At 52.8% G+C, this 24,585-nt stretch carries 20 protein-coding genes; 6 read left to right on the forward strand and 14 right to left on the reverse strand.

All coding sequences use genetic code 11. From position 1 onward, the window contains the following. Nucleotides 1-56: 56 nt before the first annotated feature. From QN215_RS01445 to QN215_RS01465, 5 genes are all read right to left on the reverse strand, one after another. A complete protein-coding gene (locus tag QN215_RS01445) occupies nucleotides 57-1,847 on the reverse strand; it encodes an ABC transporter ATP-binding protein (RefSeq protein WP_369345021.1) in 1,791 nt (596 codons plus the stop codon). Between the two features lie 58 nt (nucleotides 1,848-1,905). After that, nucleotides 1,906-2,514, reverse strand: a complete 609-nt coding sequence (locus QN215_RS01450) for a MarR family winged helix-turn-helix transcriptional regulator (RefSeq protein WP_369344371.1) — start codon at nucleotides 2,512-2,514, stop codon at nucleotides 1,906-1,908. A 195-nt stretch (nucleotides 2,515-2,709) separates the two neighbouring features. Beyond that, complete coding sequence (gene murI / locus QN215_RS01455) at nucleotides 2,710-3,540, reverse strand: glutamate racemase (RefSeq protein WP_369344372.1); 831 nt, start codon at nucleotides 3,538-3,540, stop codon at nucleotides 2,710-2,712. 85 nt (nucleotides 3,541-3,625) lie between these two features. Further along, nucleotides 3,626-5,059 carry an amino acid permease gene (locus QN215_RS01460; protein ID WP_369344373.1) on the reverse strand — a complete coding sequence of 478 codons (1,434 nt, stop codon included), beginning with the start codon at nucleotides 5,057-5,059 and terminating at the stop codon, nucleotides 3,626-3,628. A 104-nt stretch (nucleotides 5,060-5,163) separates the two neighbouring features. Next, on the reverse strand, nucleotides 5,164-5,352 hold the full coding sequence (locus QN215_RS01465; RefSeq protein WP_369344374.1) for a hypothetical protein: 189 nt from the start codon (nucleotides 5,350-5,352) through the stop codon (nucleotides 5,164-5,166). Between the two features lie 43 nt (nucleotides 5,353-5,395). Here QN215_RS01465 and QN215_RS01470 point away from each other — a divergent pair, with 43 nt between their 5' ends. Both QN215_RS01470 and QN215_RS01475 read left to right on the forward strand, forming a co-directional pair. After that, nucleotides 5,396-6,892, forward strand: a complete 1,497-nt coding sequence (locus tag QN215_RS01470; RefSeq protein ID WP_369344375.1) for an amino acid permease — start codon at nucleotides 5,396-5,398, stop codon at nucleotides 6,890-6,892. 73 nt (nucleotides 6,893-6,965) lie between these two features. Continuing rightward, nucleotides 6,966-7,973, forward strand: a complete 1,008-nt coding sequence (locus QN215_RS01475; protein WP_369344376.1) for an asparaginase — start codon at nucleotides 6,966-6,968, stop codon at nucleotides 7,971-7,973. Nucleotides 7,974-8,031: 58 nt separating this feature from the next. On the opposite strand, the gene QN215_RS01480 is transcribed toward QN215_RS01475, so the two are convergent. From QN215_RS01480 to QN215_RS01495, 4 genes are all read right to left on the reverse strand, one after another. Then, complete coding sequence (locus QN215_RS01480; RefSeq protein WP_369344377.1) at nucleotides 8,032-9,600, reverse strand: amino acid ABC transporter substrate-binding protein/permease; 1,569 nt, start codon at nucleotides 9,598-9,600, stop codon at nucleotides 8,032-8,034. A 154-nt stretch (nucleotides 9,601-9,754) separates the two neighbouring features. Further along, nucleotides 9,755-10,975 carry an MFS transporter gene (locus tag QN215_RS01485; RefSeq protein WP_369344378.1) on the reverse strand — a complete coding sequence of 407 codons (1,221 nt, stop codon included), beginning with the start codon at nucleotides 10,973-10,975 and terminating at the stop codon, nucleotides 9,755-9,757. 74 nt (nucleotides 10,976-11,049) lie between these two features. Continuing rightward, the gene (locus tag QN215_RS01490) at nucleotides 11,050-12,087 is read right to left on the reverse strand and encodes a LacI family DNA-binding transcriptional regulator (protein ID WP_369344379.1); all 1,038 of its coding nucleotides are present in this window, start codon (nucleotides 12,085-12,087) and stop codon (nucleotides 11,050-11,052) included. A 101-nt stretch (nucleotides 12,088-12,188) separates the two neighbouring features. After that, complete coding sequence (locus QN215_RS01495) at nucleotides 12,189-12,455, reverse strand: HPr family phosphocarrier protein (protein WP_369344380.1); 267 nt, start codon at nucleotides 12,453-12,455, stop codon at nucleotides 12,189-12,191. 247 nt (nucleotides 12,456-12,702) lie between these two features. On the opposite strand from QN215_RS01495, the gene ptsP reads away from it, so the two are divergent. The 4 genes from ptsP to QN215_RS01515 all read left to right on the forward strand — a co-directional run bounded on the left by ptsP (nucleotide 12,703) and on the right by QN215_RS01515 (nucleotide 16,771). Further along, nucleotides 12,703-14,364: a phosphoenolpyruvate--protein phosphotransferase gene (gene ptsP / locus QN215_RS01500; protein ID WP_369344381.1), complete on the forward strand. Its 1,662-nt coding sequence runs from the start codon at nucleotides 12,703-12,705 to the stop codon at nucleotides 14,362-14,364. 46 nt (nucleotides 14,365-14,410) lie between these two features. Further along, nucleotides 14,411-14,860 (forward strand): PTS sugar transporter subunit IIA, encoded by a 450-nt coding sequence (locus QN215_RS01505; protein ID WP_369344382.1) that lies wholly within the window; start codon nucleotides 14,411-14,413, stop codon nucleotides 14,858-14,860. A gap of 67 nt (nucleotides 14,861-14,927) precedes the next feature. Next, entirely contained in the window at nucleotides 14,928-15,200 is a 273-nt protein-coding gene (locus tag QN215_RS01510; protein WP_369344383.1) for a PTS sugar transporter subunit IIB, read from the forward strand. Between the two features lie 50 nt (nucleotides 15,201-15,250). Next, the gene (locus tag QN215_RS01515; protein ID WP_369344384.1) at nucleotides 15,251-16,771 is read left to right on the forward strand and encodes a PTS ascorbate transporter subunit IIC; all 1,521 of its coding nucleotides are present in this window, start codon (nucleotides 15,251-15,253) and stop codon (nucleotides 16,769-16,771) included. Between the two features lie 546 nt (nucleotides 16,772-17,317). On the opposite strand, the gene QN215_RS01520 is transcribed toward QN215_RS01515, so the two are convergent. The 5 genes from QN215_RS01520 to QN215_RS01540 form a co-directional block, all read right to left on the reverse strand. Further along, nucleotides 17,318-19,246 (reverse strand): dipeptide ABC transporter ATP-binding protein, encoded by a 1,929-nt coding sequence (locus QN215_RS01520; RefSeq protein ID WP_369344385.1) that lies wholly within the window; start codon nucleotides 19,244-19,246, stop codon nucleotides 17,318-17,320. After that, nucleotides 19,243-20,103 (reverse strand): ABC transporter permease, encoded by an 861-nt coding sequence (locus QN215_RS01525; protein WP_369344386.1) that lies wholly within the window; start codon nucleotides 20,101-20,103, stop codon nucleotides 19,243-19,245. The genes QN215_RS01520 and QN215_RS01525 overlap by 4 nt, the downstream gene beginning before the upstream one ends. Continuing rightward, nucleotides 20,100-21,047, reverse strand: coding sequence for an ABC transporter permease (locus QN215_RS01530; RefSeq protein ID WP_369344387.1), 948 nt, complete (start codon nucleotides 21,045-21,047; stop codon nucleotides 20,100-20,102). The genes QN215_RS01525 and QN215_RS01530 overlap by 4 nt, the downstream gene beginning before the upstream one ends. Nucleotides 21,048-21,171: 124 nt before the next feature. Further along, on the reverse strand, nucleotides 21,172-22,692 hold the full coding sequence (locus tag QN215_RS01535) for an ABC transporter substrate-binding protein (protein ID WP_369344388.1): 1,521 nt from the start codon (nucleotides 22,690-22,692) through the stop codon (nucleotides 21,172-21,174). Between the two features lie 146 nt (nucleotides 22,693-22,838). Next, nucleotides 22,839-24,227: an amidase gene (locus tag QN215_RS01540; protein WP_369344389.1), complete on the reverse strand. Its 1,389-nt coding sequence runs from the start codon at nucleotides 24,225-24,227 to the stop codon at nucleotides 22,839-22,841. Nucleotides 24,228-24,585: the final 358 nt, after the last annotated feature.

The raw sequence follows: 24,585 nt of genomic DNA on the forward strand, positions 1-24,585 counted from the left end.
GCCACGCTCGGATGCTTTCTGCGTCTTGCTTGGCTGCTGTGCCTGTGCTGCACTGCTCATGCCTGTGCCACCTCCCTGTTCTGAGTCTGTGATTCATATATTTCGCGGTATTCCTCGCTGCTGGCGAGCAACTGGTCATGGGTGCCCTGATCGAGAATCTCACCGTCGCGCATCACGATGATCAGGTCTGATTCCTGTACGGAAGCGATGCGCTGAGCGATGATGATCTTGGTCGTGTCTGGAATCTCCTCATGGAAAGCGTGACGGATCTTCCGGTCTGTATTCGTGTCCACGGCGCTCGTGGAATCGTCGAGAATCAGAATCCGCGGTTTCTTGAGCAAAGCCCTTGCGATGCAGATTCGCTGCCGCTGACCGCCAGAAACATTCGTTCCACCTTCATCGATGTGCGTGTCATACCCCTCCGGGAATTCCCGGATGAAGCCGTCTGCCTGGGCAAGCGTGCATGCATGAACGATGTCTTCGTCGGTGGCATCCGGGTTACCCCAGCGCAGGTTGTCTCTGATGGTTCCGGTGAACAGCAGATTCTTCTGCAATACCATCGCCACCGAATCGCGCAGTGCTTCGAGGTCGTAGTCCTTGACGTTTACGCCACCGACCTTCAATGAGCCGCCAGTCACGTCGTAGAGTCGTGGAATGAGCTGGACGAGGCTTGATTTCGATGAGCCGGTTCCGCCCACGATGCCAACGGTCATGCCGCTGGGTATCGAAAGCGAGAGGTGATTCAACACCGGTTTCTCGGAGCTGCTGGCGTAACGGAAAGTCACATCATCGAATTGGATGGAACCATCGGCAACCTGCTCGATTGGATGTGCCGGATTGGTGACCGTGCTCTGTTCGACAAGCAGCTGAGTGATTCGCTCGGCCGAGGCGCGGGAAATGATGACCATGACGAAGATCATCGAAAGCATCATCATGCTCATGAGAATCTGCATGGCATAGGTGACCAGTGCCGTAAGATCGCCGGTCGTGAGTCCAAGGGAGGCGCTGTTGCCAGATGCAACGATCTGATGGGCACCTGCCCATGCAATCACGATCATCGTCGCGTACATGCACAGCTGCATCAGTGGCATGTTGAAGCTCAGCACCTTCTCGGCCTTGACGAAGTTGGTGAAGATGCGCTGTGAGATCTTCGAGAACTTATGAACTTCGAAATCCTCACGATTATACGATTTCACGACGCGAACCGCCTGAAGATTTTCGTCAACGACATTGTTCAGCACGTCGTAGGTGCGGAACACCCGCTCGAAGATGGGGTGGACGAACCATGACAATGCCATAAGACCGATGCCGAGAATCGGGATCGTAATCAGGAAGATCATGGAAATGGAAGGACTGATGCGGAATGCGAATATCCACGACACGATAACCATTACCGGTGCACGCATGCCCAGACGAACGATCATCTGAAAGGCGTTCTGAATGTTGGTGACATCGGTTGTCAGACGTGTGATGATCGATCCGGTTGAGAAGCGGTCGATGTTGGTGAAGCTGAAGGACTGCATTCGGTCGAACATGTCGCCACGAAGATTTCTGGCGAGCCCGGATGCAGAATATGCTGCGTATCTTCCCGACAGGAACCCACAGGTGAGCGAAACGGCTGAGCAGCAGAGCAGAATGATGCCGAAATGCCACAGTGCACTGACATTCCTGTCGGTGATGCCCTGGTCAATCAGGGTTGCCATGATGGTGGGGATGATGATTTCGAGAATGCCCTCGACAAAGACGAACCCAGGTGCCAAGAGCGTTGTCTTCTTGAATTCGCGCAAGCTTGAAAGCAGCACTCGCAAGGTGTGTGGCTTGCTCGTCTCTGGCGGTTTCGCGCTCATTGGGTTACGCGTATCTCCGCCTCGGGCGGCTGTGTGCTCTGACTGTGCGATGTCGTTGTCATTTCGCGTTGCTGTTGATGTCATTCGCTCTCATCCCTTCCTCGTCTCGTACCTCAGTTCTTTGCTGCGTCAAGCTGGGTTTTTCCCGGGGGCTCTGATTTCGAGATGCTCCGACAAGCCCGGTCGCAATCAGGTTCTTCCTCATGGTTGCCAGTGACTGCAACAGTTGCTCGACCTGCGCATCGTCCAGACCTGCAAGCATCGTCTCTTCCATATGAGACGCATTCTCGCGCAATTGCTCAACGATGCTCCACGACTCATCGGTCAGAGAAATCTTGCGCAAGCGCTTGTCCTGCGCAACCTCCTCACGCTTGATCAGACCCTTGGACTCCATTCGTGTGAGCACCCGGGATGCAGTCGAGCGGGTAATCGAGAAATGGCGTTCTACATCATGCTGGAACACGTCGTCTGCTTGATGCTTGGAAAGATAGACGATTATTGGCGTATTCGAGCCTGTGGCGATGCGCGCATCTTCGGGCAACGTGGCACCGAGGTAGCGGTAGATGAGGTGGTGCAGGCAATGGATGGCCAGGCTTGGACGCCTTGGCCCTTCACTGTTGGCAGCTCCATCATGGAATGTGCGATTTGCCGTATGTTCGGTCTGCAAACTCCCCTCACTCTCTTAATCGGGAAGCTCCCACAAGGGGGACATGTGGATATGAGCAAGATGTAATGGTAATACCAGATATGTACATTTGTTGCATATGCAACAAATGTAGGCTGGTCGAGTCCTCTCGTTGTCGTCAATGCTCAGACATCAGCCAAGGTACTGAAAATCGTGGCACGATACCGTAACGGTCGCTTATTCGTGAGAAATTGAGAGATACGTGTAAGGACGGCCGAATTGCGTGGATGATTCGAAGGACGAGGTGAACAGCTCACGGTAGAGGTCGGTTTCGTGAGGATTCACCGAGCTGCTGAGGAATTCGATGTGTCTGTCAGGATTGCTGGTTCGCAGCAGCTTTGCGTCACCCAGCAGATGCGTGAGATGGCGGGTGAGCCCTTCATAGCCCGTATAGAAGCGTGGTTGCGAAGGAATATAATCGGCTATCAGCTTCTTGACGAAGGGATAATGCGTGCACCCGAGAACGACGGCATCGAAGCGAGTGCCACTCGTGGTGCTCAGCAGTCTCCGCAAGAGATCTCTGACATCGTCAAGTCGTTGTGCGCCACATTCAATGAGGCCAGCAAGACCTGAGCATGGCAAGGTTTCGATGTGACGCTCGCCGGAGAACAGATGAAGCTGCTTCTGGAACTTCGGCATGGCAAGGGTCAATGGCGTTGCCATGACCAGAATGTTCCGGGCACCGTTGTCTACGGCTTCCTTGAGTGCGGGTTCAATGCCGACAATCGTCAGGTCGGGGTAACGCTCAATCAGCATCGGCTTTGCGGCGCTGGTTGCAGTGTTGCAGGCGATGACCATGCCCTTGATGTGGTGCTTCAGCAGCTTCTGGACGGCGTTGTCTGTAAGTCGCTGCACCTCTTCGCGCCGCTTTTCGCCATAAGGCGCGTTTCCCGAGTCGCCGAAGAACACGAAATCCTCGTGCGGCAGCATCGTTGCAAGAACCTTGAGCGTGCTGATGCCGCCAACACCGGAATCGAAGACGCCGATTGGTGAATCTACCTTGTTCAACTCGTTGCCTCGCATTCTTATGGTTACGACATATGTTTACCACAGCCATTTGTAGGTAGTGTGCGCATCACGGTACCGACGAAGGTCAGTCAGTCGGCTTGCTGTCGGGCAGGGATTCCATCCCCTGGGAATGGCGGTTATGACGTTCATGGCGGGCTTGGAACGCATAGAAGACGAAGAAAATCAGGCACCAGACAATGGCGCCGAAAGCTCCTGCGCGATCATCCGGCATGACGAACAGGCTGAGGAAAATCAGACCAAAGAATGCAATACTTAAGGGACTGGTAATCGAATAGGCAGGCATGAGGAAGCCGTTGGGCGTGAAGTCTGCGGATTTGCGATATCTGCGGTGAGCGAGCATGGCAAGAATGTACACCACGATATACAGATCACTGGAAACTCCGGTGACAATGGTGAACGCGCCGCTCACTCCTCGAAACAGGCTGAGAAATGGGGCAAGAAGCACCAGCATTCCCGAAATGACGATGCCGTGAGCCGGAATGCCGTTCCTTGAGATTTTTGCGAGGAAGTCATTGAATCCATGATGGCTCTTCGCTTCTGTCGCAATCTGGTAGAGATGCCTGCCAGCCGAGAATATCGAGCTATTGAGCGCAGAAGCGGCTGCCGTGAGCACCACGGCATTGATGACTGCGGCTGCCGCCGGCAGACCGGCAAGTTCAAACACCTGAACGAATGGACTTCTGTCAGGCTGAATGCTCTTCCATGGAACGATCATCATAATCACGGCAAGCGAGCAGATATAGAACAGCAGTATGCGGATAAGAGTATTGTTCACCGCCTTGCGAATGATCGTACGAGGGGATTTCGCCTCGCCGATCGTGATGCTGATGAATTCAATGCCCTGGAATGCGAAGAACACCATGGGGAATGCTGCTGCAAAGGCCATGAAACCCTTGGGGAATGCATGAAGGTCAATGAAGAGATTCGACACTGCTGCATGGCCCAGTGGGGTGGATGCGTGGTTGATGGTCATGAAGATGCCTGTGGCGATCAGGGCGATGATGGCCACGATCTTGATCATGGCAAACCAGAATTCGGTTTCGCCAAACAGCCTTGCAGTGGAAAGGTTCAGCAGAACCAGCACGGCCAGAACGCACAGTTCGATAAGCCATGCTGGAACCTTAGGCAGCCAGAATTGCACGTAGTTGCCAATGGCGGTCAGCTCGGCCATAGAGAGAAACACGAGTCCCAGCCAATAGGTCCATCCAGCGAACTGTCCCATTCTGTGACCGAGATACTTGCCAATATACGCAACGAAGGTGTGCTGTGAAGGGTCGGCATAGAGCATTTCGCCTATGCCACGCATCATGAGGAAGAAGAAGAGTCCCAGAATCAGATAGACCAGGAGCACCGATGGACCGGTCTGGCTTATTGTGGTGCCCGCACCGAGGAACAGTCCGGTACCTATCGTTCCACCGATGGCAATCATCTGAACATGTCGGTTGCTCAGCGATCTGTGTGTGCCGTCCTTGTTGATAGTCGGCTGTGTCTGCGCCATGTTTTCCCCTCCGTCCAAGCAGCCACGATGCCAAAGACCGCCAAGACTCAAACTCTTTGACACCTTAGAGTCGCTCAGTGACATATTTTGGGGGATGTATCTGTTCATTGTGAACTTGTCAAAGTAGCATTCATGAAAATCGGCCAAAATTGAGCCGTTTTGGCTTCAATATCGAGCATTTTCGTCGTTGATACTTTGACAAGTTCACAATGAACAGATACTGCTCGTTTTTGCAGTTCATGAGGTGCGTATACGATTGCTCGACGTGCGATGATTGTTGCCCGTGACGGCATGGAATCATTGCATTTGTGTTTATTGGCACAGATTTGGGGGATTATGGCCAGCAACAATAAGGAGTCGCAAGAAGGCTCCGAGCAGCAAGTCGTGACAGAAGATCGAAGCGACGCTGATTACGCAAAGGATCTGAAACCAAGACATATCCAGATGATCGCCATCGGCGGCTCCATCGGGACCGGTCTGTTTCTCGGTGCGGGAGGGCGTCTTGCACAGGGTGGCGCTGGACTGACCATTGCGTATGCGGTGTGCGGAATCTTTGCATTCCTCATGGTCCGTGCCTTGGGGGAGCTGGCAATTCGCCGCCCTTCCTCAGGAGCGTTTGTGTCATATGCTCGTGAATTCCTCGGAGAAAAAGGTGCCTACATCACCGGCTGGCTGTTCTTCCTTGACTGGTCAACAACGATCATGGCAGACATCACCGCTGTTGCAGTCTATGTTCATTATTGGAAGTCGCTGCAGTTCATTCCGCAATGGATCATTGCGCTCGCAGCTCTGGCACTTGTCGTCGTCATGAATCTCATGAGCGTGAAACTGTTCGGTGAAGCTGAATTTTGGTTCGCGGCCATCAAGGTCGCCACGATTCTCATATTCATGGCGGTGGCCATCTGGGCAATCGTATCGGGCGCTGCCGTTGATGGCTCCCATGCAGGATTCGCCAACATCACCAGTCATGGCGGCTTCTTCCCAGAAGGATTGCCGATTGTATTCGCACTGACCCTCGGCGTGGTGTTCGCCTTTGGTGGCACCGAGATGGTCGGTGTTGCAGCGGGCGAGGCGAAGAATCCTCGCAAGGTGCTGCCCAAGGCAATCAACTCGATGATCGTTCGCATCTTTGTGTTCTATGTCGGTTCGGTGGTGCTCATGGCGCTCGTGCTTCCTTACACCGCTTACTCCAGCAACGAATCGCCATTCGTCACCTTCTTCTCCGGTCTGGGCATTCCGTATGCGGGAAGCATCATCCAGCTCGTGGTGCTGACTGCGGCGCTTTCATCATTGAACGCCGGACTGTATGCCACCGGTCGCACCCTTCGTTCCATGGCAGTGGCGGGTTCTGCCCCGAAGATCGCCCAGGTCATGAACAAGCATCATGTCCCTGCAGGTGGCATCATGATCACCTCGGCCTTGGGACTGTTCGGTGTGCTGTTGAATGCCATATTGCCCGATGAAGCCTTCGAAATCATCATGAACCTTGCAGGCATAGGCATCGCTGGAACGTGGGCGGCGATTCTTGTGACGCATCTGGTATTTCTCAGGCGCGTGAAGCAAGGCAAGGAGACCAGACCTGCATATCATATGCCAGGAGCTCCGTACACGAACTATCTGGCACTGGTGTTCTTCGTGGTCGTTGTCATATCGAATCTGACCAGCAGCTCTGGGCGCTGGACGCTTGCGCTGTTCTGCGTGGTCGTGCTGCTGATGGTTGCCGGATGGTATTACGTGCGCGGCCGTGTTCGCGGCGACCTGCTTGATGAGATTGATCTTGGGCAGGACGATGATGCCGCGCCATCTCTGGCATCGGACGACTCTAACAAATAGTCGACTCTAACAAATAGGCGGCTCGCACGAGAGAGCCAGCAAGGCGAATATCCACGAAAGGTGAGTGACTCACATGCGCATTCATGTGACATATACGGGTGGCACCATCGGCATGATTGAGTCCGATGAAGGTCTGGTCATCGGAGCTGACATGCGGGGCTGGCTGTTTCGCATTCTTTCCGAGGGGAGCGAGGAGCGCAGCGATGACGTCACCTTCACCGAGCTTGACCCGCTTATCGATTCTGCGAATGCAACCCCAGAGAGCTGGCAGCAGATAATTGACGATTTGCACAGGCATCGTGACTCAGCGGATGCCTTCGTTGTGCTGCATGGCACGGACACGATGGGATATACCACGGCAGCGCTGTCGTATGCCTTGACGGAATTCGGCAAGCCGGTCATCTTCACAGGCGCGCAGCATCCACTTGGCCGTATCGAATCCGATGCGACGGCCAATGTGACCGGCGCGTTGAATGCCGCCTTGAGCGGCCGTGCGCGTGGGGTCAACCTGTTTTTTGGACATCATCTCTTTGCAGGCAATCGCGTGACGAAAACCTCGTCATGGGCCTTCGAAGGTTTTGATTCACCGATAACCGGGCCTGTGGCACAGTCGGGCACTCCCTGGCATTGGCGCGATATCGACCGCACCGGCAAGGGCTGGGCAAATCCGAAACCGTATCAGCGTCATGATGTGGCCGTAATCGACATGGTTCCCGGAATCACCGCCACCCGTTTTGCGGCGATGGCTTCTCCGCAGCCAGAGGCTGTCATCATTCGCGCCTATGGTGTGGGCAATGTTCCGAGCGACGAAGAGGGTCTGACGGGGGCAATTGCGGGACTGCTCGACAATCAGGTGCCCGTGGTCGTCGCTTCACAGTGCCAGCAGGCTGAGGTGTTGCTCGGCCGCTATGAAACCGGCGATGCCATTGCTCGGGCAGGCGCATGCAGTTCAGCTGACATGACGTTCGAAGCGGTCTATGCGAAGACGATTTTCTTGCTTTCGCAAGGGTTGCGCGGCAGAGAACTGGCAAATTGGATGACCATTCCCATTGCAGGAGAGCTCACACCCGGTGTTGCGTGATAGCGCGCTGCCTTGAAATACCGCTGTTCTAGCGGGTTCTAGTGTGTTTTAGCGTGTTCTAACGGCGGTGCAGCTTGCGGTCTGCCCAGTTTGCCACGAGGGTAAGCAGGGAAATCGCAACGAAGTACAGCACGCCAACCATGAGCAGCGTCTCGGTGACGCGGAAGTTGGCCGCGTACAGCTGTTGCGCCTGATACAGCAGGTCTGCGAAGCCGATGGTCAGCAGCAGTGACGAATCCTTGATCATGATGATCAGCTGGTTGATGACCGATGGCATCGCAATCTTGAACGCCTGAGGAAGAATGATTTCGCGCATGGTCTGGCCGTATGTGAGGCCTAGCGATTGCGCACCCTCGGTCTGGCCGATGTTCACCGACTGAATCGCGCCACGCAGAATCTCCGTCAGGTATGAACCGGAATTCAGCGAGAGCGTGAGCAATCCTGATATCCACAGCCAATTGCTCAGAGCATGTCCGACCAACTGCGGAATGCCGAAGTAGAAGAAGAATGCCCAGACCAGCAATGGTGTGCCGCGGAACACTGCAACATATATCTGCGCGATGAATCGCACGATTCTATTGGGGTAGACGCGCATGAGCCCAAAGATGAGCGAGAGCAGCATGGCGACGATGAATGACAGCGCGGTGATGATCAACGTGTTGCGCAGACCAAGCATCAATGCCGGGAATGAATGCTTGACCAGCTGCCAGAAGCTCGATTGTGCAGCGGTTTTGATGGTCGCGGAGCCTGTTGAGGCGCTGCTACCCAGATATTTCACGAGAATCTTGTCGTATCGGCCATTTTCCTTCAGGTTCTGCAGGCCGACGTTGAAGGCTGCAAGCAGTGCTTGCTGCTTTCCCTTGTTGACGGCGAAGCCATATGAGCCTTCGGGGATTTTCTTCGTCACGGTTTTCAGACCATTGTTCTGCGAAACCCCATAGGCAAGAACCGGATAGTCGTCAAAGACAGCCGACGCGTTTCCTGACTTCACCATTTCATACATGGTTGCGGACTGATCCACTGACTTGATGCTGAAGCCATATTTCTGAGCAACCGACTTGGCATAGCTTTCGCCCTCTGAGCCGGATTTGACGACGACGGTCTTGCCCTTCAGATCCTTATAAGATGTGATCGTGCTGTCATTCTTTGCGACCGCCATCTGAATTCCTGATTCGAAATACGGGTCAGAGAAGTCATAAATCTGCTTGCGCTCGTCGGTTATGGACATGCCCGCTATGACACCATCGGCCTGATTCGAACTCAATGCCTGCAACGCCGCATTGAATCCAAGGGATTGAATGGTGACCGTAAAGCCTTGATCCTTGGCTATCGCATTCATCAGGTCCATGTCGATGCCGACCAGTTTCCCGCCATCTCGGAATTCGAATGGTGCAAAGGTCGTATCGGTGGCAATCGTGAACGCCTTGCCCTTGGCCTTCAAAGCTTCCTTGCGCGTCGCTTCGGTGACCGTCGATGTGTTCGAGGCCTTCTGGGTGCCTTCGGCAGCTTGCGCAACCTGAGTACCGCCTGCGAATAGTCCCATGATCATCAAAGCGATGGCGATTATCGTCGCCAGGAGTTTTGTATTCTGTGATGATCCGGCGCGCGCGTCTGTACCTGATTGCATATGTATTCCCCCTACACTTAGCCAGAACGGGCCAAGTATGTAATCCTTAATTTCTGTCCACGATAGTCGAAGCGACATCGTTATGGCTGTTTCGTATTAGCAAACGAACATTGAACGGTGTCTACCCACGGCCTACCCATGGTCTACGCACGGTCTACCCACGGTTAAAAGGCTTTGACCCCACCTTTGGCAGGTGAATGAGTTTCATCCGTTCCAAGGCACCGGTGTGGGTCTCATGACGTACGGAATAGATGATAAGCAGAGCAACTGCCAGAAGGGTCATTGGCATGCCAGACAGCGCTGATGCGTGATAGTTGCCTGAAGTTGTAGTAAGGGCGATGCCGCCGATGATTGATCCAATCGCATTGCCAAGATTGAACGCGACCTGAACTGCTGCGCCGCCAATCAGTTCGCCGCCGCCTTTCCCCGCATCGACCATGAGAATCTGCTGGGGAGAGGAGACGAAGAAGAGACCGAATGAAACCCAGAAGGTCAAGATCGCCGTGGTGAGCGTGGTACCTGGAATGAGAAACACCAGCAAGAGTCCCAAGGCAGATAGAATCTGCCCTATCGAGGCCGTACCTGCATGGCGCCAATGATCGGCTATGTTACCTCCCACAAGGCCTCCGATGACCATGCCGAATCCAGCCAGCATCATCATCGTGGGGATTGATGCGGAATCATAGCCACCGACCTTCATGAGCCATGGCGAGACGTAGCTCCACCAGCAGAAGATACCGGCGTTGCCGAAAAATACCGCACCCAGAATCAGCCAAGGCGCACGGCGACGGAGGAAGGCGAACTGACCGCCGATTCCAGCATCTTTGATGGCCGGAATGTCAGGCAGCCACACGAGAGACAGCACCAAGGTCACAACCGCCCAAGCGCAGAGCGAGGCGAACGTCATTCGCCAAGTCAGATGCTCTGCGAGCAAGCTTCCGGCTGGAACTCCAAGCATATTGGCGAGCGTCTGGCCGGTGACCATCATCGACACGGCCTTGGCTTCTTTTCCCCGCTCAGCAACTGATTTTGCTATCAGAGTTGCCGTTCCAAAGAAAGCTCCATGCGGAAGACCCGCTATGAAACGGGAGACTATCAGCATTGACGCGCTCGTTGATAATGCTGAAAGCAGATTGCCGACGATGATGAGTGCAATGCAGAAGATAATCAAACGCTTTGGAGAAACCTTGCGACCAAAAACCAATATCAAGGTGCCAACGCACACGCCTATCGCATACGACGAAATAAAGTTTCCGGCAACTGGAATGCCGACGTTCAGGGCATGGGCAGTCTGTGGAAGAATGCCCATCATGACGAACTCTGCCGCACCAAGCGCAAAGGCGCCCAACGCCAATGCAATAAGACTCTTCTTCACCAGTGTCCTTCGAATAGCACCATCATTCTCTCCGCTGCAGGAATCTCAATAATCATCATGCCCGCGACGTCCAATTATGAGGATACAACAGTGGACTTCCTAATAATGAGTTCTGGCTCCAATTCTCTTCGTGAAGGAAGCCAGCTTTTTCGCTCTTGCTCTGCAGCGACCAGTGTCACCGCCTCTGCTGCGATTCGATCCCATGGCAGTTGCACAGAAGTAAATGAAACAGATTCGAACGTTCCGTTCTCGCACAGCGCGGAATCGTGTAAGACTGCAATTTTAATCTCCTCAGGAACGCTAAGTCCTGCTGCTGCACACGCCCTGTAAACACCAACTGCGGTCAACCCATCGGAACAGATCACAGATTCAGGGTAGAAGCTGTGATCAGATAGAATCTTCTGCATGATTCGGTACCCGGAATCTACACTTTCCTGGGTGAAATGAATCCACTCCGTATACGTAGAAAGGCCTGAAACGGTCATCTGCATATGGAACGCAGTGAACAGGGTCATGCCATCAAGGTCATCCGTAGAAGATCCGATATAGGCGACGGATCTGGCTCCGGCAGTGCTGAGATGATCTGCGATGATCTGCATGACTGTGGTTTCACTTATTCCAACCCAATCGAGTTTATTGGAATAGGTCTGAGAAAGCAGCTGAACGACAGGGATTTGCTTCGCCACAGTTTCAAGAAAAGGCACGATGAACTCGGTCTCGACGGGGATGATGATGAGGGCATCCACCCGATGGGAGAGCACTAGACGAATGCGCTGTTCCTGTTCGGCTGCGGTGGATCCGATTCCGAGGATAAGCTGTTTGCCCGCATGATTCACCGCCGGTTCAATGGCCTGCGTGAGGGAAGAATACAGTGAATTATTCAGTTCCGGCACGATAAGGCCGATACTGTTCGTTTTAGCGCTGCGCAAGGCGCTCGCGGCATAGTTGACTGAATAGTTCAGCTGTTTCGCAGCTGCCCTGACGCGTCTGCTCAGGTCATCGTCCTTACGCCGGCGACCTGACAGCACGCGAGAAACCGTGGCTGTCGAGACGCCTGCCACAGCTGCGACATTCGCAATTGATACGTCATCGCCAAGCGAATGCTGCGACATGTCACCTCGCTGTTCTTGTATTGTGTTCGCTTCAGCCTTTGCTGCCTTGCACTCTGATAAGGAATGGTAGGGGGCGGAGGCCCGTTCACCGTGAGATTGTATTAATGCTGCAACAAAATTTGAACGAGTTTATCGGCTTTGTTTTCAGCATCCTCACCATTGACGGTGATTTCGACGGTGTCGCCTTTTTTGATTCCCAGACTCATAATCATCAATACGCTGGATGCATCGACAGGTGCATTGTCGGGCTGTTTCGCAAGCGTGACGGTGCAAGCACTTTTCGTCGCAGCCTGAGAAAATGCTGATGCGGGCCGCGCATGAATGCCGACTGGATCTGTTATTTCTACTGTTCGTGTTGCTGTTGGCATGAATCCCCCTTGAATGGAACGGCGTTGTGCCTCGGTGACATGTCTTGCGACATCACGAGCTATGATACGTCAGTTTGAACTTTTTCAGAAATCGATTACCATAATAGTCAGTTGGTTTTACAGCCACATTGGGGTCAGTTGTAAAACCGCGTTGTATCGTGATTTCGAATTGATGAGTCGCGGTATCAGCTTGCTTATCCAGAAGCTCAATGTCGGGGGAAGTGGTCTCGCACAAGAAGGAGTGCGCATGAATATACAAGGCACAGGAATCGGACGTGGCGTCGCAATAGGACCCATCCTACGTGTGGCACCAGCACTGAAAGAACCAGCAGACACAGCAAGAGATTCTCAGATAAGTGCTGAGGAAGCTGAGCAGAAAATTCAAGCAGCGCTCAACGATGTCAAGTCACAGCTCGAACAGAGGGCCGAGGAAGCTGCGCAGTCATCACAGTCATCACAGGACAGTGAGATTTCGGACATTCTTGGTGCATTGGCACAAATGGCTGCAGATCCGGCACTTATCGATGAGATTTCCAAGGTTCTGAAAGCCGGTAAAACGCCAGAGCGCGCTGTATTCGAAGGCTTTGGCGAGTTTGAAGCAAAGCTGGAGGCGCTTGGCGGGTATATGGCAGAACGGGCGAAGGACCTTCATGACGTTGGGCAGCGCGTCATTGCCCTGCTCACCGGTGCAGCCATGCCAGGCATTCCCGAAAGCAAGGAACCAAGCATTCTTTTGGCGGAGGATCTCTCACCAGCAGATACGGCTTCCTTGGACTCATCTCAAGTCCTTGGGATTATCACTATTCAGGGAAGCCCGACCAGTCATACCGCGATTCTTGCGCGTTCCCGTGGAATCGTTGCGATTGTTGGAGCGCAGAAGGCAGGCTCTCTGCATGATGGCGATACAGTCATTCTCAATGCCGCAAAGAATGTGATTGTTCTCGATCCAGACACCGATGACTTGAAAGAGGCGGAAAATCAGAAGCGACAGTCTGAGCGCGCACGTTTGCTCAGAGGCAAGCCGGGCGCAACAAAGGATGGTGTCCCTGTTGCCTTGCTGGCGAATGTAGGAAAGCCTGAAGATGCCGATGCCGCGCTTGAGCACGGCGCTGAGGGAGTCGGGCTATTCCGCACTGAGTTCATGTTTATTGCCTCTTCGCAGTCACCCTCTGTGGAAGACCAGACCAAGGCATACGTCGAGCTGCTGAAGCATTTCCCGCATCGCAAGGTCGTTATTCGCATGTTGGATGCTGGCGCTGATAAACCCATGGAGTTTCTGACGCCAGACGACGAGCCAAATCCTGCGCTCGGCTTGCGTGGTCTGAGAACGTTGCGGGCTCATCGTCAGGTGCTTGACGATCAGTTGGAGGCCCTTGCTCGTGCACATGAGCAGACCGATGCGGATCTGTGGGTCATGGCACCGATGGTTGCCGATGAGCATGAAGCTGACTTCTTCGTCAAGCTCGGCAGGGCACGGGGCATCGAACATGTTGGTGCGATGGCAGAGATTCCATCGATTGCATTGATGGCCGACGAAGTGGCACAAGTTGCCGATTTCGTCAGCATCGGCACTAATGATCTGACGCAATACACCTTGGCGGCGGATAGAACCTTGGCATCGGTTGGTTCGTATCAGACGGCTTGGCATCCAGCGGTATTGCGAGCAATCAAGTTGATCGCCGATGCCGGCAAGAAACACGATATGCCGGTTGGCGTATGCGGCGAAGCGGCTGCAGACCCCAGTCTTGCACTGGTTCTTGTTGGGCTGGGCGTGACCTCATTGTCAATGGCACCGGTCGCTCTGGATGATGTGCGCGCGAATCTCGCGGAGCACACCTTCGAAGAGGCGCAGCAGCTTGCTTCGCGTGCTCTTGCCGGAGAGTTCTATCCTCAACGCACGGATGAGTAGTAGGAACGAGTAATACCAACCTAGACGGTGTGTAGTGGAGGCAAACATGGCAACTGACTTTGAACAATTCCTGCCGGATTCGGCTTTCCTTATCGATGCAGAGGCGCAGGATTGGAGAGATGCAATCCGCTTGGCGGGCAAGGGTTTGGTGGATTCGGGATTCACCACGAATGCCTACACGGATGACATGATCGCAACGGTGGAAGCAATGGGGCCGTACATCGTTATCGCTCCAGGACTTGCTCTCGCCCATTCGCGACCGTCAGCTGCGGTGCTGCACACCGGCTTGAGCTGGGTGCGCCTATCGAAGGCCGTGCCGTTTGGCAATGAAGCGAACGACCCAGTGTCATTGGTGATTGGATTGGCAGGGCGCGACGAGAATGAGCATCTGCAAGTCATGTCCGCAATTGCACGGGCATTGTCAAATCCTCAGGCGAGTGAGGAGCTGCGACACGCTGCAACGCCAGAGGCAATCAGGGCCATTCTTCAGAGATAAGCAATTGTGCATCGCCGTATTTCGAAGTTGTTATCAGATTAGCGATATTTCAAAGGAAGAAATAATTATGAACATTCTATGTGTTTGTGGCAATGGAATTGGAACGTCTGTCCTTCTCAAAGTCAATGTCGAGCAGGTTGCGTCTGACATGAACATGGACGTGAACGTCACGACTTCTGACGCGGGCAGTGCAAAAGGTACAGCAAACATGAGTGACTTGGTGCTTACGTCGCCACAGTTGGCTGCAGAACTTGAAGGTGTCGATGTTCCTGTCGAAACCATTGAGAACTTCATGGATCCCGATGAAGTCAAGAAGATTTTGGAAAAATACGCCGATTGATTGATGCGCGATCAGAGACGATCGCGCATTACATATAGGAAGGTCAAAACATGGGCGTTATCGTACAAGTATTGAATTTCATCAGCCAAGAGATACTCAATGTCCCGGCATACCTGATCGGCATCGTTGCCGTAGTCGGGTTGATAGCTCTCAGGAGAAGTGCAGGCCAGGTTATTTCTGGCGGTCTCAAGGCCGCCATGGGCTATCTGATCCTTGGGGCGGGGGCGACGGTTGTCACTGCAGCTCTGGCTCCATTCGGCCAGCTTGTCTTGAAGTCGACCGGGGCACACGGCGTTGTGCCGACTAATGAGGTCATCACGGCTCAAGCGTCGAATCAATATGGCGCAACATCTGCATACATTATTGTGCTCAGCTTTGTCGTGATGCTTATCCTGGCAAGATTCACGCCGTTGAAATATGTGTTCCTCACGGGCCACCATATGGTGTTCATGTCCACATTGCTCGCTGTCGTGCTTTCGGTAGGTTTAGGCTCGCAGAATCAGCTGCTCGTCATTCTCGTCGGATCGGCCTTGATGGGTGTGGTGATGGTGGTTCTGCCTTCATTCGCTCAGCCGTTTATGAACCGTATCACGGGTAACGATAAGCTCGCCATCGGGCATTTCAATACCTTGGGATATATCATTTCAGGTGCGGTTGGAACGCAGGTTGGGAAAAAGTCAAAGTCGACTGAAGACATCAACTTCCCGAAGGGCTTGAACTTCCTTCGCGATTCGATGGTTTCGACGACGCTGCTCATGGTCATCCTGTATTTCGTATTCTCAATCTGGGGCGCGATAGTGCTTCCAGCAAAGATTGCGTTTGCAATATTTGCTTCTGGACCGAAAGATTATGGAGCATTCTTTATGGCTGCCTTTGCCCAGGCCCTTCAGTTCGGAATAGGCGTGAGCATCATCCTTTATGGTGTCCGCATTATTCTTGGCGAGCTTGTTCCAGCGTTTCAGGGTATTGCAAAGAAGGTTGTCCCTGGAGCGAAGCCTGCGCTTGATATTCCTATCGTTTTCCCCTTCGGAGCGAACGCTTCGCTTATTGGATTCTTGTCATCGTTCGTGGGCGGTCTTGTCGCCCTTGTCATCATCGCTGTCTGGCTTGGGCCCGCTTGGGGCGTCGCCCTGATCCTTCCCGGAATGGTTCCTCACTTCTTCGATGGTGGCGGTGCAGGCGTATTCGGCAATGCAACAGGCGGAAGGACTGGTTCGGTCATTGGTGGTTTCATCAACGGCATGCTCATTACCTTCCTGCCAGCCGCACTGATGACAGTTATGGGCAGCTTTGGCATCGCGAATTCCACATTCGGTGATGCAGACTTTGGCTGGTTTGGAACAATCGTCGGCAACATAGCCCACTTGGGTCCGTTGGGCGGTGCTATCGGCCTCATCGTTTTTGCATTGATTCTGTTTGTCGCTGCCTGGATTTGGCAGGTGCGAGTCGTCAACACTGGCTGGCTTCCAGCCAAGGAGCATGCGGACTTCATCCAAAGCGTCAAGGATGCTGAGAAGGCGGAGCAGGAAGCCAAGAGGAATGCCAGAAAGTCTGCAGCTGCAGAGGCATGATAATGGTGCGGAAGGTAGGGGTGTGAACTACCGTCACATGTTATGCGACGCTCTGGAGCACTCCTACCAACTAACCCCTCGATAACCCCTCGGTGTCTCGAAGCACGAGGGGCTGCGTTTGACTGGCATAATCCTGTTTGGCCACAATTTTGGTAGGGCTGTCGGCATGGTTGCTGCGATTCTGGATCGGATTCCTCTCAACACTCATGTGGAACGACCGGTATTATAAGTAGATTGCGAATCGAGGCAGCATGAACAACGAAGACGCCAGGATGACACGGCGCTCGATTGAACTTACCAAGACATTGATTTCGATGCGCTCGGTGTCGGGTTCCAGCGTGCATGCAGGGAGGGGTTGCTCTGTGTTGTCGCGATGACGAAGGATGAGGAGAGGAGATTGGCTGTCTGGGCAATAAAACGTGCAATCTGGGGACCATACATGGTGGTGCAGTTCCTCCCAGTTTCATGTGTTTCTTTCAATCAACATGTCAACTGGGAGGAGCACAAGAGCGACGTACGATACTTGCCTTTGCGAGTAATTATCCCTTATTGCTCATCACCTGTAGGGACTGTTGTGGGTGAGATATCCATGGTGGTTTCGATTCTGGGCATGGCAGAGATCAGTTCTTTAGTGTATTGGTGGATGGGGTGGTCATAGATATCGTCGCTTTTGCCGCATTCAACGATGTGGCCTTGGTGCATAACCGCAATCACATCGCATTGGTTGCGAACAACGTGCAAATCGTGCGAAACGAAAATAAGCGTGAATGCGTATGCGTCTGCAAGATCAGACAACAGATTCAACACTTGCGCTCGCACGGAAACATCAAGTGCGGAAACAGCCTCATCGGCGATGAGTATGTCAGGGTGCGTCACAAGGGCGCGGGCGATGGCAATGCGCTGCCGCTGACCGCCAGAAAACTGGTGTGGAAACCTGTCAAGCGCAGAGCGTTCCATGCCGACGGCCTCAAGCATTGTTGCAGCGCGTTTTCTGCGTACATCCCTACTCTCATTGACAATGGGTTCTGAGATGCTTTCCCATACTCGCATGCGGGGATCCAAAGAACTCATCGGATCCTGGAATACGATCTGAACGATTCTATGCACCCATGCATTTGCCTTTGTGGTCATGCCTTCTATTTCATGCCCCTGAATTTGGACAGAGCCTGATGTCGCCTGATCAAGACCCGCGAGAATCCGCAGTGTCGTTGACTTGCCGCAGCCTGATTCTCCTACTATGCCAAACTTCTCTCCACGGTGAACATCGAAGGAAACGCCATTCAACGCATTAACTGTTTTATTGGAAAGCGCCATCCCTGATTTGTATTGACGGGTCAAGTCTGTCACTTGAAGTACGACTTCCGGAGGATTCTCATGTACTGAAGGTTGATAACGATTGAAAATGATTGATTGTCCTTCATTTTTCATGCATTCATGCGGCGGAGAGAACTTTCGAAGAATTCGGCGTATGTGTGCAGCTTCCATCGATCTGGTCTCTTCGACAGCGTTTTGCTCAGCGTTGCTTTGCAGTGTAGCTGGCTTGGGATGAGTAGAAGATTCGCTGATTCCCTGCATTATGCGATTGCTGTCCTCTTTCTCTCCAGCAGGCTCGGGTTGTATGTCATCCAGTGTCAGCAGTCTGTTGGTTTTGGGATCCTTTGTAAGTTGAGCGGCTGCCAACAGCGCTTGGGTGTATGGGTGCTGAGGGTGGGCGAAAACCTCGTTCAGGGGCCCATGTTCGACTATGTAGCCATGCCGCATTATCGCTACCGTATCGCATAGTCCTGCAACTACACCCAGATCATGGGTGATGAAAAGTAGGGACGAGTGGGCTGATGCTACTTGCTCATCCATGAGTTGAATGACCTGTTGCTGAACGGTGACATCAAGTGCGGTCGTCGGTTCATCGGCCAGGAGTATGTCAGGGCGGTTGATCATTGCCATGGCGAGCATGACACGCTGTCGCTGCCCGCCTGACAATTGGAACGGATATGAGGTGAAAACTCTGGACCCCTCAGCGATTCCAACACTGCTGAGCATACTGGTCACCGCTGCATGCAATGCTTTTCCTTTCAGCGGGTTTCCGTGTATCGTCAAGGTCTCTGAAATCTGCTTGCCGACTGTCATCAGAGGGTTTAGGGCTGTCATCGGCTCCTGGAAGACCATTGAAATGGCATTGCCGCGCAGCGCACAGCGCTCCTTTTCCGAGAGGTCCAGAATATCCACGCCTTCCGAAAGAAGTTCGATGCTGCCCTCTGCACGAAGGCCAGAATCCAGCAAGCCCATGATTGACAGGCAGGTGAGGGATTTCCCGGAACCGGACTCACCAATTAAACCGAACCGCTCACCTTTATGAATGGTCAGGTCTATGCCGTGTATTATTTCCGTATCTCCGGCGTAGACTTTGAGATTTTTGATGTTCAGGCACACGGAATCATCAATCTGTTGCGATTGCCGTTTATTGTCATATGTCATTTGTTGCCTACCATTCTCGGATCAAGATAGTCACGGATGCCGTCTCCTAACAGGTTGAAGGCGAGGACCGTCCATGCAATGGCAACTCCTGGAATCAGTACCAGCAGCCAGTCGGAGTAAATCACGGACGAGGAATCTCTCAGCAACCGTCCCCATGATGGCAATGGTGCAGGGGTGCCGAGTCCGAGATAGGACAAACCTGCCTCGGCAAGAACTGCAACGGCGAAATTCACCGAAAGTTGCACGATGATAATGTCGCGTATGTTGGGAAGTATATGCTTCCACGATATGAAGAATGAACTCTTACCCGCGGCACGCGCAGCCATCATATAGTCCTGTTTGACGATTTGCAGTGTTCCGCTGCGTGAGACGCGGGCGAATGCAGGGGAGGACCCAATCCCGAGTGCAAGGGCTGCAATGAAGGTGCTTTGGCCGAATGCAGCGGTCAGAATGATCGCAAGAAGCAGCGGGGGAAAGGCCTGAACGATATCAGTCCACCGATCCAGCCAGTTGCCGATCGACCGTTTAGACAATCCTGTGAGAATGCCATAGGGTACTCCAAGAACGGCTCCTATGATGACTGCAACGGAACCGACTTCAAGCGTAGTCCTGGAACCAGCCATGATGACGGATGCGACATCCAAACCTGTCCGGTCGGTTCCCAGCCAGTGAGCTGCACTCGGACGGAGCAATTTGTCATCAACTACAGCCGTTGGATCATACGGTGTCCATATCAGTGATATCAAGGCCATCAGTATGACCACTGCCAGCATGATAACGCCGCAGATCAGAGTTGGGCTATTCCAGGCATTGCCGGAACTTTTGTTCGTGGAATTCGTTTTGGTGATTGCGCTCATCGTGCACCTCTGATTCTCGGGTCGATCACAGCGGAAAGTAAATCAACGATGAGATTCACCACAAGAACTAAAACTACAAGGACCATAACGATTGATTGCACCTCTGGTAGGTCACGATTCTCCACCGAAGAAATGAGCAGACTGCCCAGACCTCGGATTTCAAACACCCGTTCAACCACTACGGCTCCGATGAGCATGGAGGCCATTTCAATACCTGCTACGTTCATGATGGGAACCAAAGCGTTGCGGATGCCGTGTCTTCGCAATGCTCCGTTTCTACTTAGGCCTTTTGATCGTGCAGTTCTCATGAAATCATCACCAATGACTTCGAGCATCGCCGATCTGACGTATCGGCTCATAATTGCCCCCTGGACCAGTCCCAACGAGAAGGCGGGAAGAATGAGATGGCTTGCAAAGCCTCCCGGATCGTCCGGAGCTACCCAGCCGGTGGCAGGCAAGATACGCAATTGGACAGCGAAGACTATCACCAATATCAGTCCTGCCAAGAAGCTTGGAATAGCGATACCGACCTGGCTTAATACGCTGATGATGAATCCAAACGCTCTGTCCTGAAACCTTGCGGCCAGAATTCCGAAGCCGAAGGCGATGATTAGGGCGATGATCATTGCCGTTATCACCAGAATCAATGTTACCTGTAGACCGTTGAAGACATCTGTGGCAATGTTCACCCCTGATATCGCAGAAATCCCCATATTTCCTTGAAGTATATTGGTAGCCCAAACCCAATACCGAATGGGCAAAGGTTGGTCGAGGCCAAGCTCGTGCCTTTTTGCCACTAGAGCGGCTGCTGAAGCGTCCGTTCCAAGTGAGGTGGATGCAGCATCGCCTGGCAGTGCTGACAGCAGCAGGAACACGATTATCGAGGACGCTACCAGTGTCACGATAAAAACAGCGATCCTATTGATCACATTGCGAAACATCATGCATATCTCCCTTGAATCGGGTTCTCAACGAGAATGCTGACCGTGATCTTCTGACACGACCAGCATTCGGGATTGATCGCTTACTGGTGGATGACGTCGAACGCTACGATGCCATCCTTGGGCTTCAGCCCTTTACGCCCGTCAGATCCATGGCAATGCCGACATCATTCTTGCTGAATCCTGTGATGCCTTTCTTGGTGATGGTGATGAGATTGGTGTTGTACAGCCAGTCAGCCGGGGCATCTTGCTGAATCTGTGTGACGGCATCTAACATGCTCGAATTGAAGTCTGTATCGCTTCCGGCCTTCTTGGCTGCGGCAAAATCGCTGTTCACCTTCGCATTGTTATAGTTCCAGTAATAGTTCGCATTGCCGTAATTGGTGACATTCCTTGCCTCAACGTGCCACATGGCTGTCATGTCGTAATTCTTGTTCGTCATGGTGTTCTGAATCCAGACGGCCGGGAATTCCTGTTCTGTGAGATTCACCTTGAACCCGATGGCATCGAGTTCCGTTTTCACAATCTGTGCTATCGATTGGGCGTAAGGACGGGTTGGAACGGTGAAGTTCACCGTCAGGTCCTTCACACCCGACTGCTGTACCAGTTGCTTAGCCTTTGCCGTATCGTGCTTGTAGGTAGATGACAGGTTCTTGTACCAAGGGTCACTCGGAATAACCGGAGCAGAAAGAACGGTTCCATACCCGTTGATAACGGTTTTTAGTATTCTGTCTTTGTCGACCGCATACATCACAGCCTGTCGAAGCTTGATATTGGAAAATGGACCTTTGCTGGGATTCATGACCAGCATCGTGTCTCCTTGAGCGTTCCCGGTATTAATAGTGTAGTTATCGTTCTTGAACTGATCAATCTGGTCATAGCCTTGGAAGTTGTATATCGCGTCAATGTCTCCTGAGAGCAGGGCATTCGAACTTGATGTGGTATCCGAGTAGTACTTGAGCTGAGCCGTTCTCAGTGCTGGCTTCGTCCCCCAGTAGGAGTCATTGCGTTTCAGATCCATCTGGCTTCCGACCTTGTAATCTGACACGGTGAACGGGCCGGTGCCGATCGCCTGGGTATCCATGTTGTTGACTTCGTTGGGGTCGACCATTGCTCCCAGAACGCTGGTCAGCCAGAACAACGTATTCCTGTCCGGCTCTTTGAGAACTACCTTTGCCTCGGTATTCGAAACGGCATCGACATGATCGATGGCCGAGAGATTGGCGGGAGTGTTCGCCTTCCACTGGTTTAGCCGCTCAAGGTTGAATTTCACTGTACTGGCGTTGAAGGGATCGCCGTTTGAGAATTTTACCCCGCTCCGAAGATTGAATGTATAGGTGAGACCATCATTGCTGATCTTCCAGCTTTTTGCGAGGAGTGGTTGAATGGTTTTTCCGTTTTCATTGAGCTTGACCAACGATTCATAAACGTTGTACATCAATGCTTGAGGAATTGCCTGCCCTGCTGTTTGCTCAAAGTTGAGGTTTGCTGGCGAGGGGGTCAATCCTATGCGTATGCTCGTGTTTGCGGATGTGCCGGATTCAGATGATGAAGCACCGGTTCCTCCTGCACACCCCGATAACACCATCGCTGTTGCAATGCCGACTGATGCAAGCATTGATATTTTTTTCATCCAATGAACTTTCATCGATTTCTCCTTAGTGTTCGTTCCGCTGTTATTCGTTTCACTTGCTCGAATTGCCGCCGAATTTCTTCTTGATGCAGTGTCGCTGTGATCTGTCATTTGCAAGATGCGTGCGAGCCATGTAAGTGACTTGCTTACACCTCCGATTGTCATTTCCAGATCGTCGGCCATTGAGATACGCGTGCGGAGCTGGGTTTGTGATGCTCATAGAAGGTTCCGGCTTGTAAAACGGTCAAATCCTCGTAGCGTTGTCCGGCAATCTGCAAGCCGATTGGTCTGCCATCGGATGTAAACCCGCAGTTGACACTGATGGATGGTTGGCCTGACATGTTGTACGGAAGGCAAAATGCAATGTGATTCATGGCATGGTCGACATCGTTAACGGGCATCGCCCAGTCGACCGGGTATGTCGCGTCCGGAGACACGGGAGACAGGATAAGGTCGTAATCCTTCGTTGCGGCCAGTGTCTTCTTTGCCAGGGTAAGTTGCTCATCGCTTCCCGCAACAGCAGCGTCGCTGGAAATCCCAGCCCCAGATTCGCACCATTTCGCTATGAACGGCAGAATCATTTTCCTGCGATATTCTGGAAGTGCCTTGTAGGCGAGAAAATGTCCCGCTCTCCAGAACATGTCGATTTTGGAGACGCTGTCACCAACGTAAGGTGCAAGTTTGGATATATGTGCGCCGGCCTGTTCAAAAATCTGTGCGGCCTGCGCCACTGCCTCGGCGACCTGAGGAGCTACCGGCTGCCCTGCTCCGGCGTCCAGGAGCAAGGCAATTTTCATGCCCTTGCATTCGCGTTCCAGATCGTTCCAATCAGTTTTCTCGACGGGCAAGCTGTACGGATCGCGCCAGTCGGCCGCCAGGGATTGGGAAAAGGCAATGGCCAGATCGGGGATTTTTCTCCCTAGTATCCCGATGGTACGGCCAAAATATGGAGGATCAACAGGGATGCGTCCGAAGGTGGGTTTGAAACCGATGCTTCCATTCCAACTTGCCGGTAGACGAACCGAACCGCCGATGTCACTGCCATAGTTCACAGGAGCATACCCGGCTGCCGAAGCCGCCCCAGCGCCGGAACTTGAACCTCCAGGGTTCCAGTCCCGGTTCCATGCGTTACATGTCGTCGCATGATCTGTTGACAAGCCCGAGGATAGCATTCCCCATTCGGGCATCGCTGACTTGCCCAGTGTTATGCACCCCGTTTTGTCAAGCAGATCAATAATGGGTGAGTTCAGGGTTTCAGGGGGATTGTCTCGGAATGCTTTGGTTCCCCAGGTAGTGATTTCGCCGACAACATTCATGTTTTCCTTGGTCAGTACAGGGACACCATCGAGAGGGCCGATTTGCTCGCCATTGGCATACCTGCGTTCAGACTCCTTGGCAGACGCAAAGGTTGATTCGCGCTTGTCATAACGCATCGCAATCGCGTGCAGCACTGGTTCCGCCTGATCAAACAATCGTTGTTTATGCTCCAGCACTTCCAAAGGTGACAGATCGTGCCGTGCATAGGCTGTTGTCAGCTCTGTAACGCTCATATCATCAATATCTGTATCTTCCAATGGTGCCCCTTTTCCTGCTTCCCCCACTGATGCTTTTCATCTCTGAACAACCAGACGAAAAGGATATGTGTTTTGTGTATCCGCGGATTGTCAGTAATGACATGGAATGCATGGCGGTGTTTGCATCGCGTCACGGAACACAGATCATGGATTATTACCAATGAAATTGCTATGGCTCATCCGATTCTTGTAGATGAATTGCGTTCCGATACAGCACAGTATGTAAGTTGAACATTTCGATAACATTCCTTGATGGGAACATACTCGTAAAATCCACTGTAGGGTATTGAAAATGACAAAATGTTGGAATTGCTGCTTTTAAGAGGGCGTTGGC

The sequence above is a fragment of the Bifidobacterium sp. WK041_4_12 genome (genome assembly GCF_041080795.1).
Taxonomy (GTDB): domain Bacteria; phylum Actinomycetota; class Actinomycetes; order Actinomycetales; family Bifidobacteriaceae; genus Bombiscardovia; species Bombiscardovia aquikefiricola.

Excerpts from the sequence above, each read along its gene's own strand:
- QN215_RS01445 (WP_369345021.1), bottom strand. The coding sequence starts at position 1,847 with ATGAGCGCGAAACCGCCAGAGACGAGCAAGCCACACACCTTGCGAGTG.
- QN215_RS01525 (WP_369344386.1), bottom strand. The coding sequence starts at position 20,103 with ATGAGCGCAATCACCAAAACGAATTCCACGAACAAAAGTTCCGGCAAT.
- QN215_RS01510 (WP_369344383.1), top strand. The coding sequence starts at position 14,928 with ATGAACATTCTATGTGTTTGTGGCAATGGAATTGGAACGTCTGTCCTT.
- ptsP (WP_369344381.1), top strand. The coding sequence starts at position 12,703 with ATGAATATACAAGGCACAGGAATCGGACGTGGCGTCGCAATAGGACCC.
- QN215_RS01470 (WP_369344375.1), top strand. The coding sequence starts at position 5,396 with ATGGCCAGCAACAATAAGGAGTCGCAAGAAGGCTCCGAGCAGCAAGTC.
- QN215_RS01540 (WP_369344389.1), bottom strand. The coding sequence starts at position 24,227 with ATGAGCGTTACAGAGCTGACAACAGCCTATGCACGGCACGATCTGTCA.
- QN215_RS01495 (WP_369344380.1), bottom strand. The coding sequence starts at position 12,455 with ATGCCAACAGCAACACGAACAGTAGAAATAACAGATCCAGTCGGCATT.
- QN215_RS01530 (WP_369344387.1), bottom strand. The coding sequence starts at position 21,047 with ATGATGTTTCGCAATGTGATCAATAGGATCGCTGTTTTTATCGTGACA.
- QN215_RS01520 (WP_369344385.1), bottom strand. The coding sequence starts at position 19,246 with ATGACATATGACAATAAACGGCAATCGCAACAGATTGATGATTCCGTG.
- QN215_RS01515 (WP_369344384.1), top strand. The coding sequence starts at position 15,251 with ATGGGCGTTATCGTACAAGTATTGAATTTCATCAGCCAAGAGATACTC.
- QN215_RS01535 (WP_369344388.1), bottom strand. The coding sequence starts at position 22,692 with ATGAAAGTTCATTGGATGAAAAAAATATCAATGCTTGCATCAGTCGGC.
- QN215_RS01505 (WP_369344382.1), top strand. The coding sequence starts at position 14,411 with ATGGCAACTGACTTTGAACAATTCCTGCCGGATTCGGCTTTCCTTATC.
- QN215_RS01490 (WP_369344379.1), bottom strand. The coding sequence starts at position 12,087 with ATGTCGCAGCATTCGCTTGGCGATGACGTATCAATTGCGAATGTCGCA.
- QN215_RS01480 (WP_369344377.1), bottom strand. The coding sequence starts at position 9,600 with ATGCAATCAGGTACAGACGCGCGCGCCGGATCATCACAGAATACAAAA.
- QN215_RS01460 (WP_369344373.1), bottom strand. The coding sequence starts at position 5,059 with ATGGCGCAGACACAGCCGACTATCAACAAGGACGGCACACACAGATCG.
- QN215_RS01465 (WP_369344374.1), bottom strand. The coding sequence starts at position 5,352 with ATGCCGTCACGGGCAACAATCATCGCACGTCGAGCAATCGTATACGCA.
- QN215_RS01475 (WP_369344376.1), top strand. The coding sequence starts at position 6,966 with ATGCGCATTCATGTGACATATACGGGTGGCACCATCGGCATGATTGAG.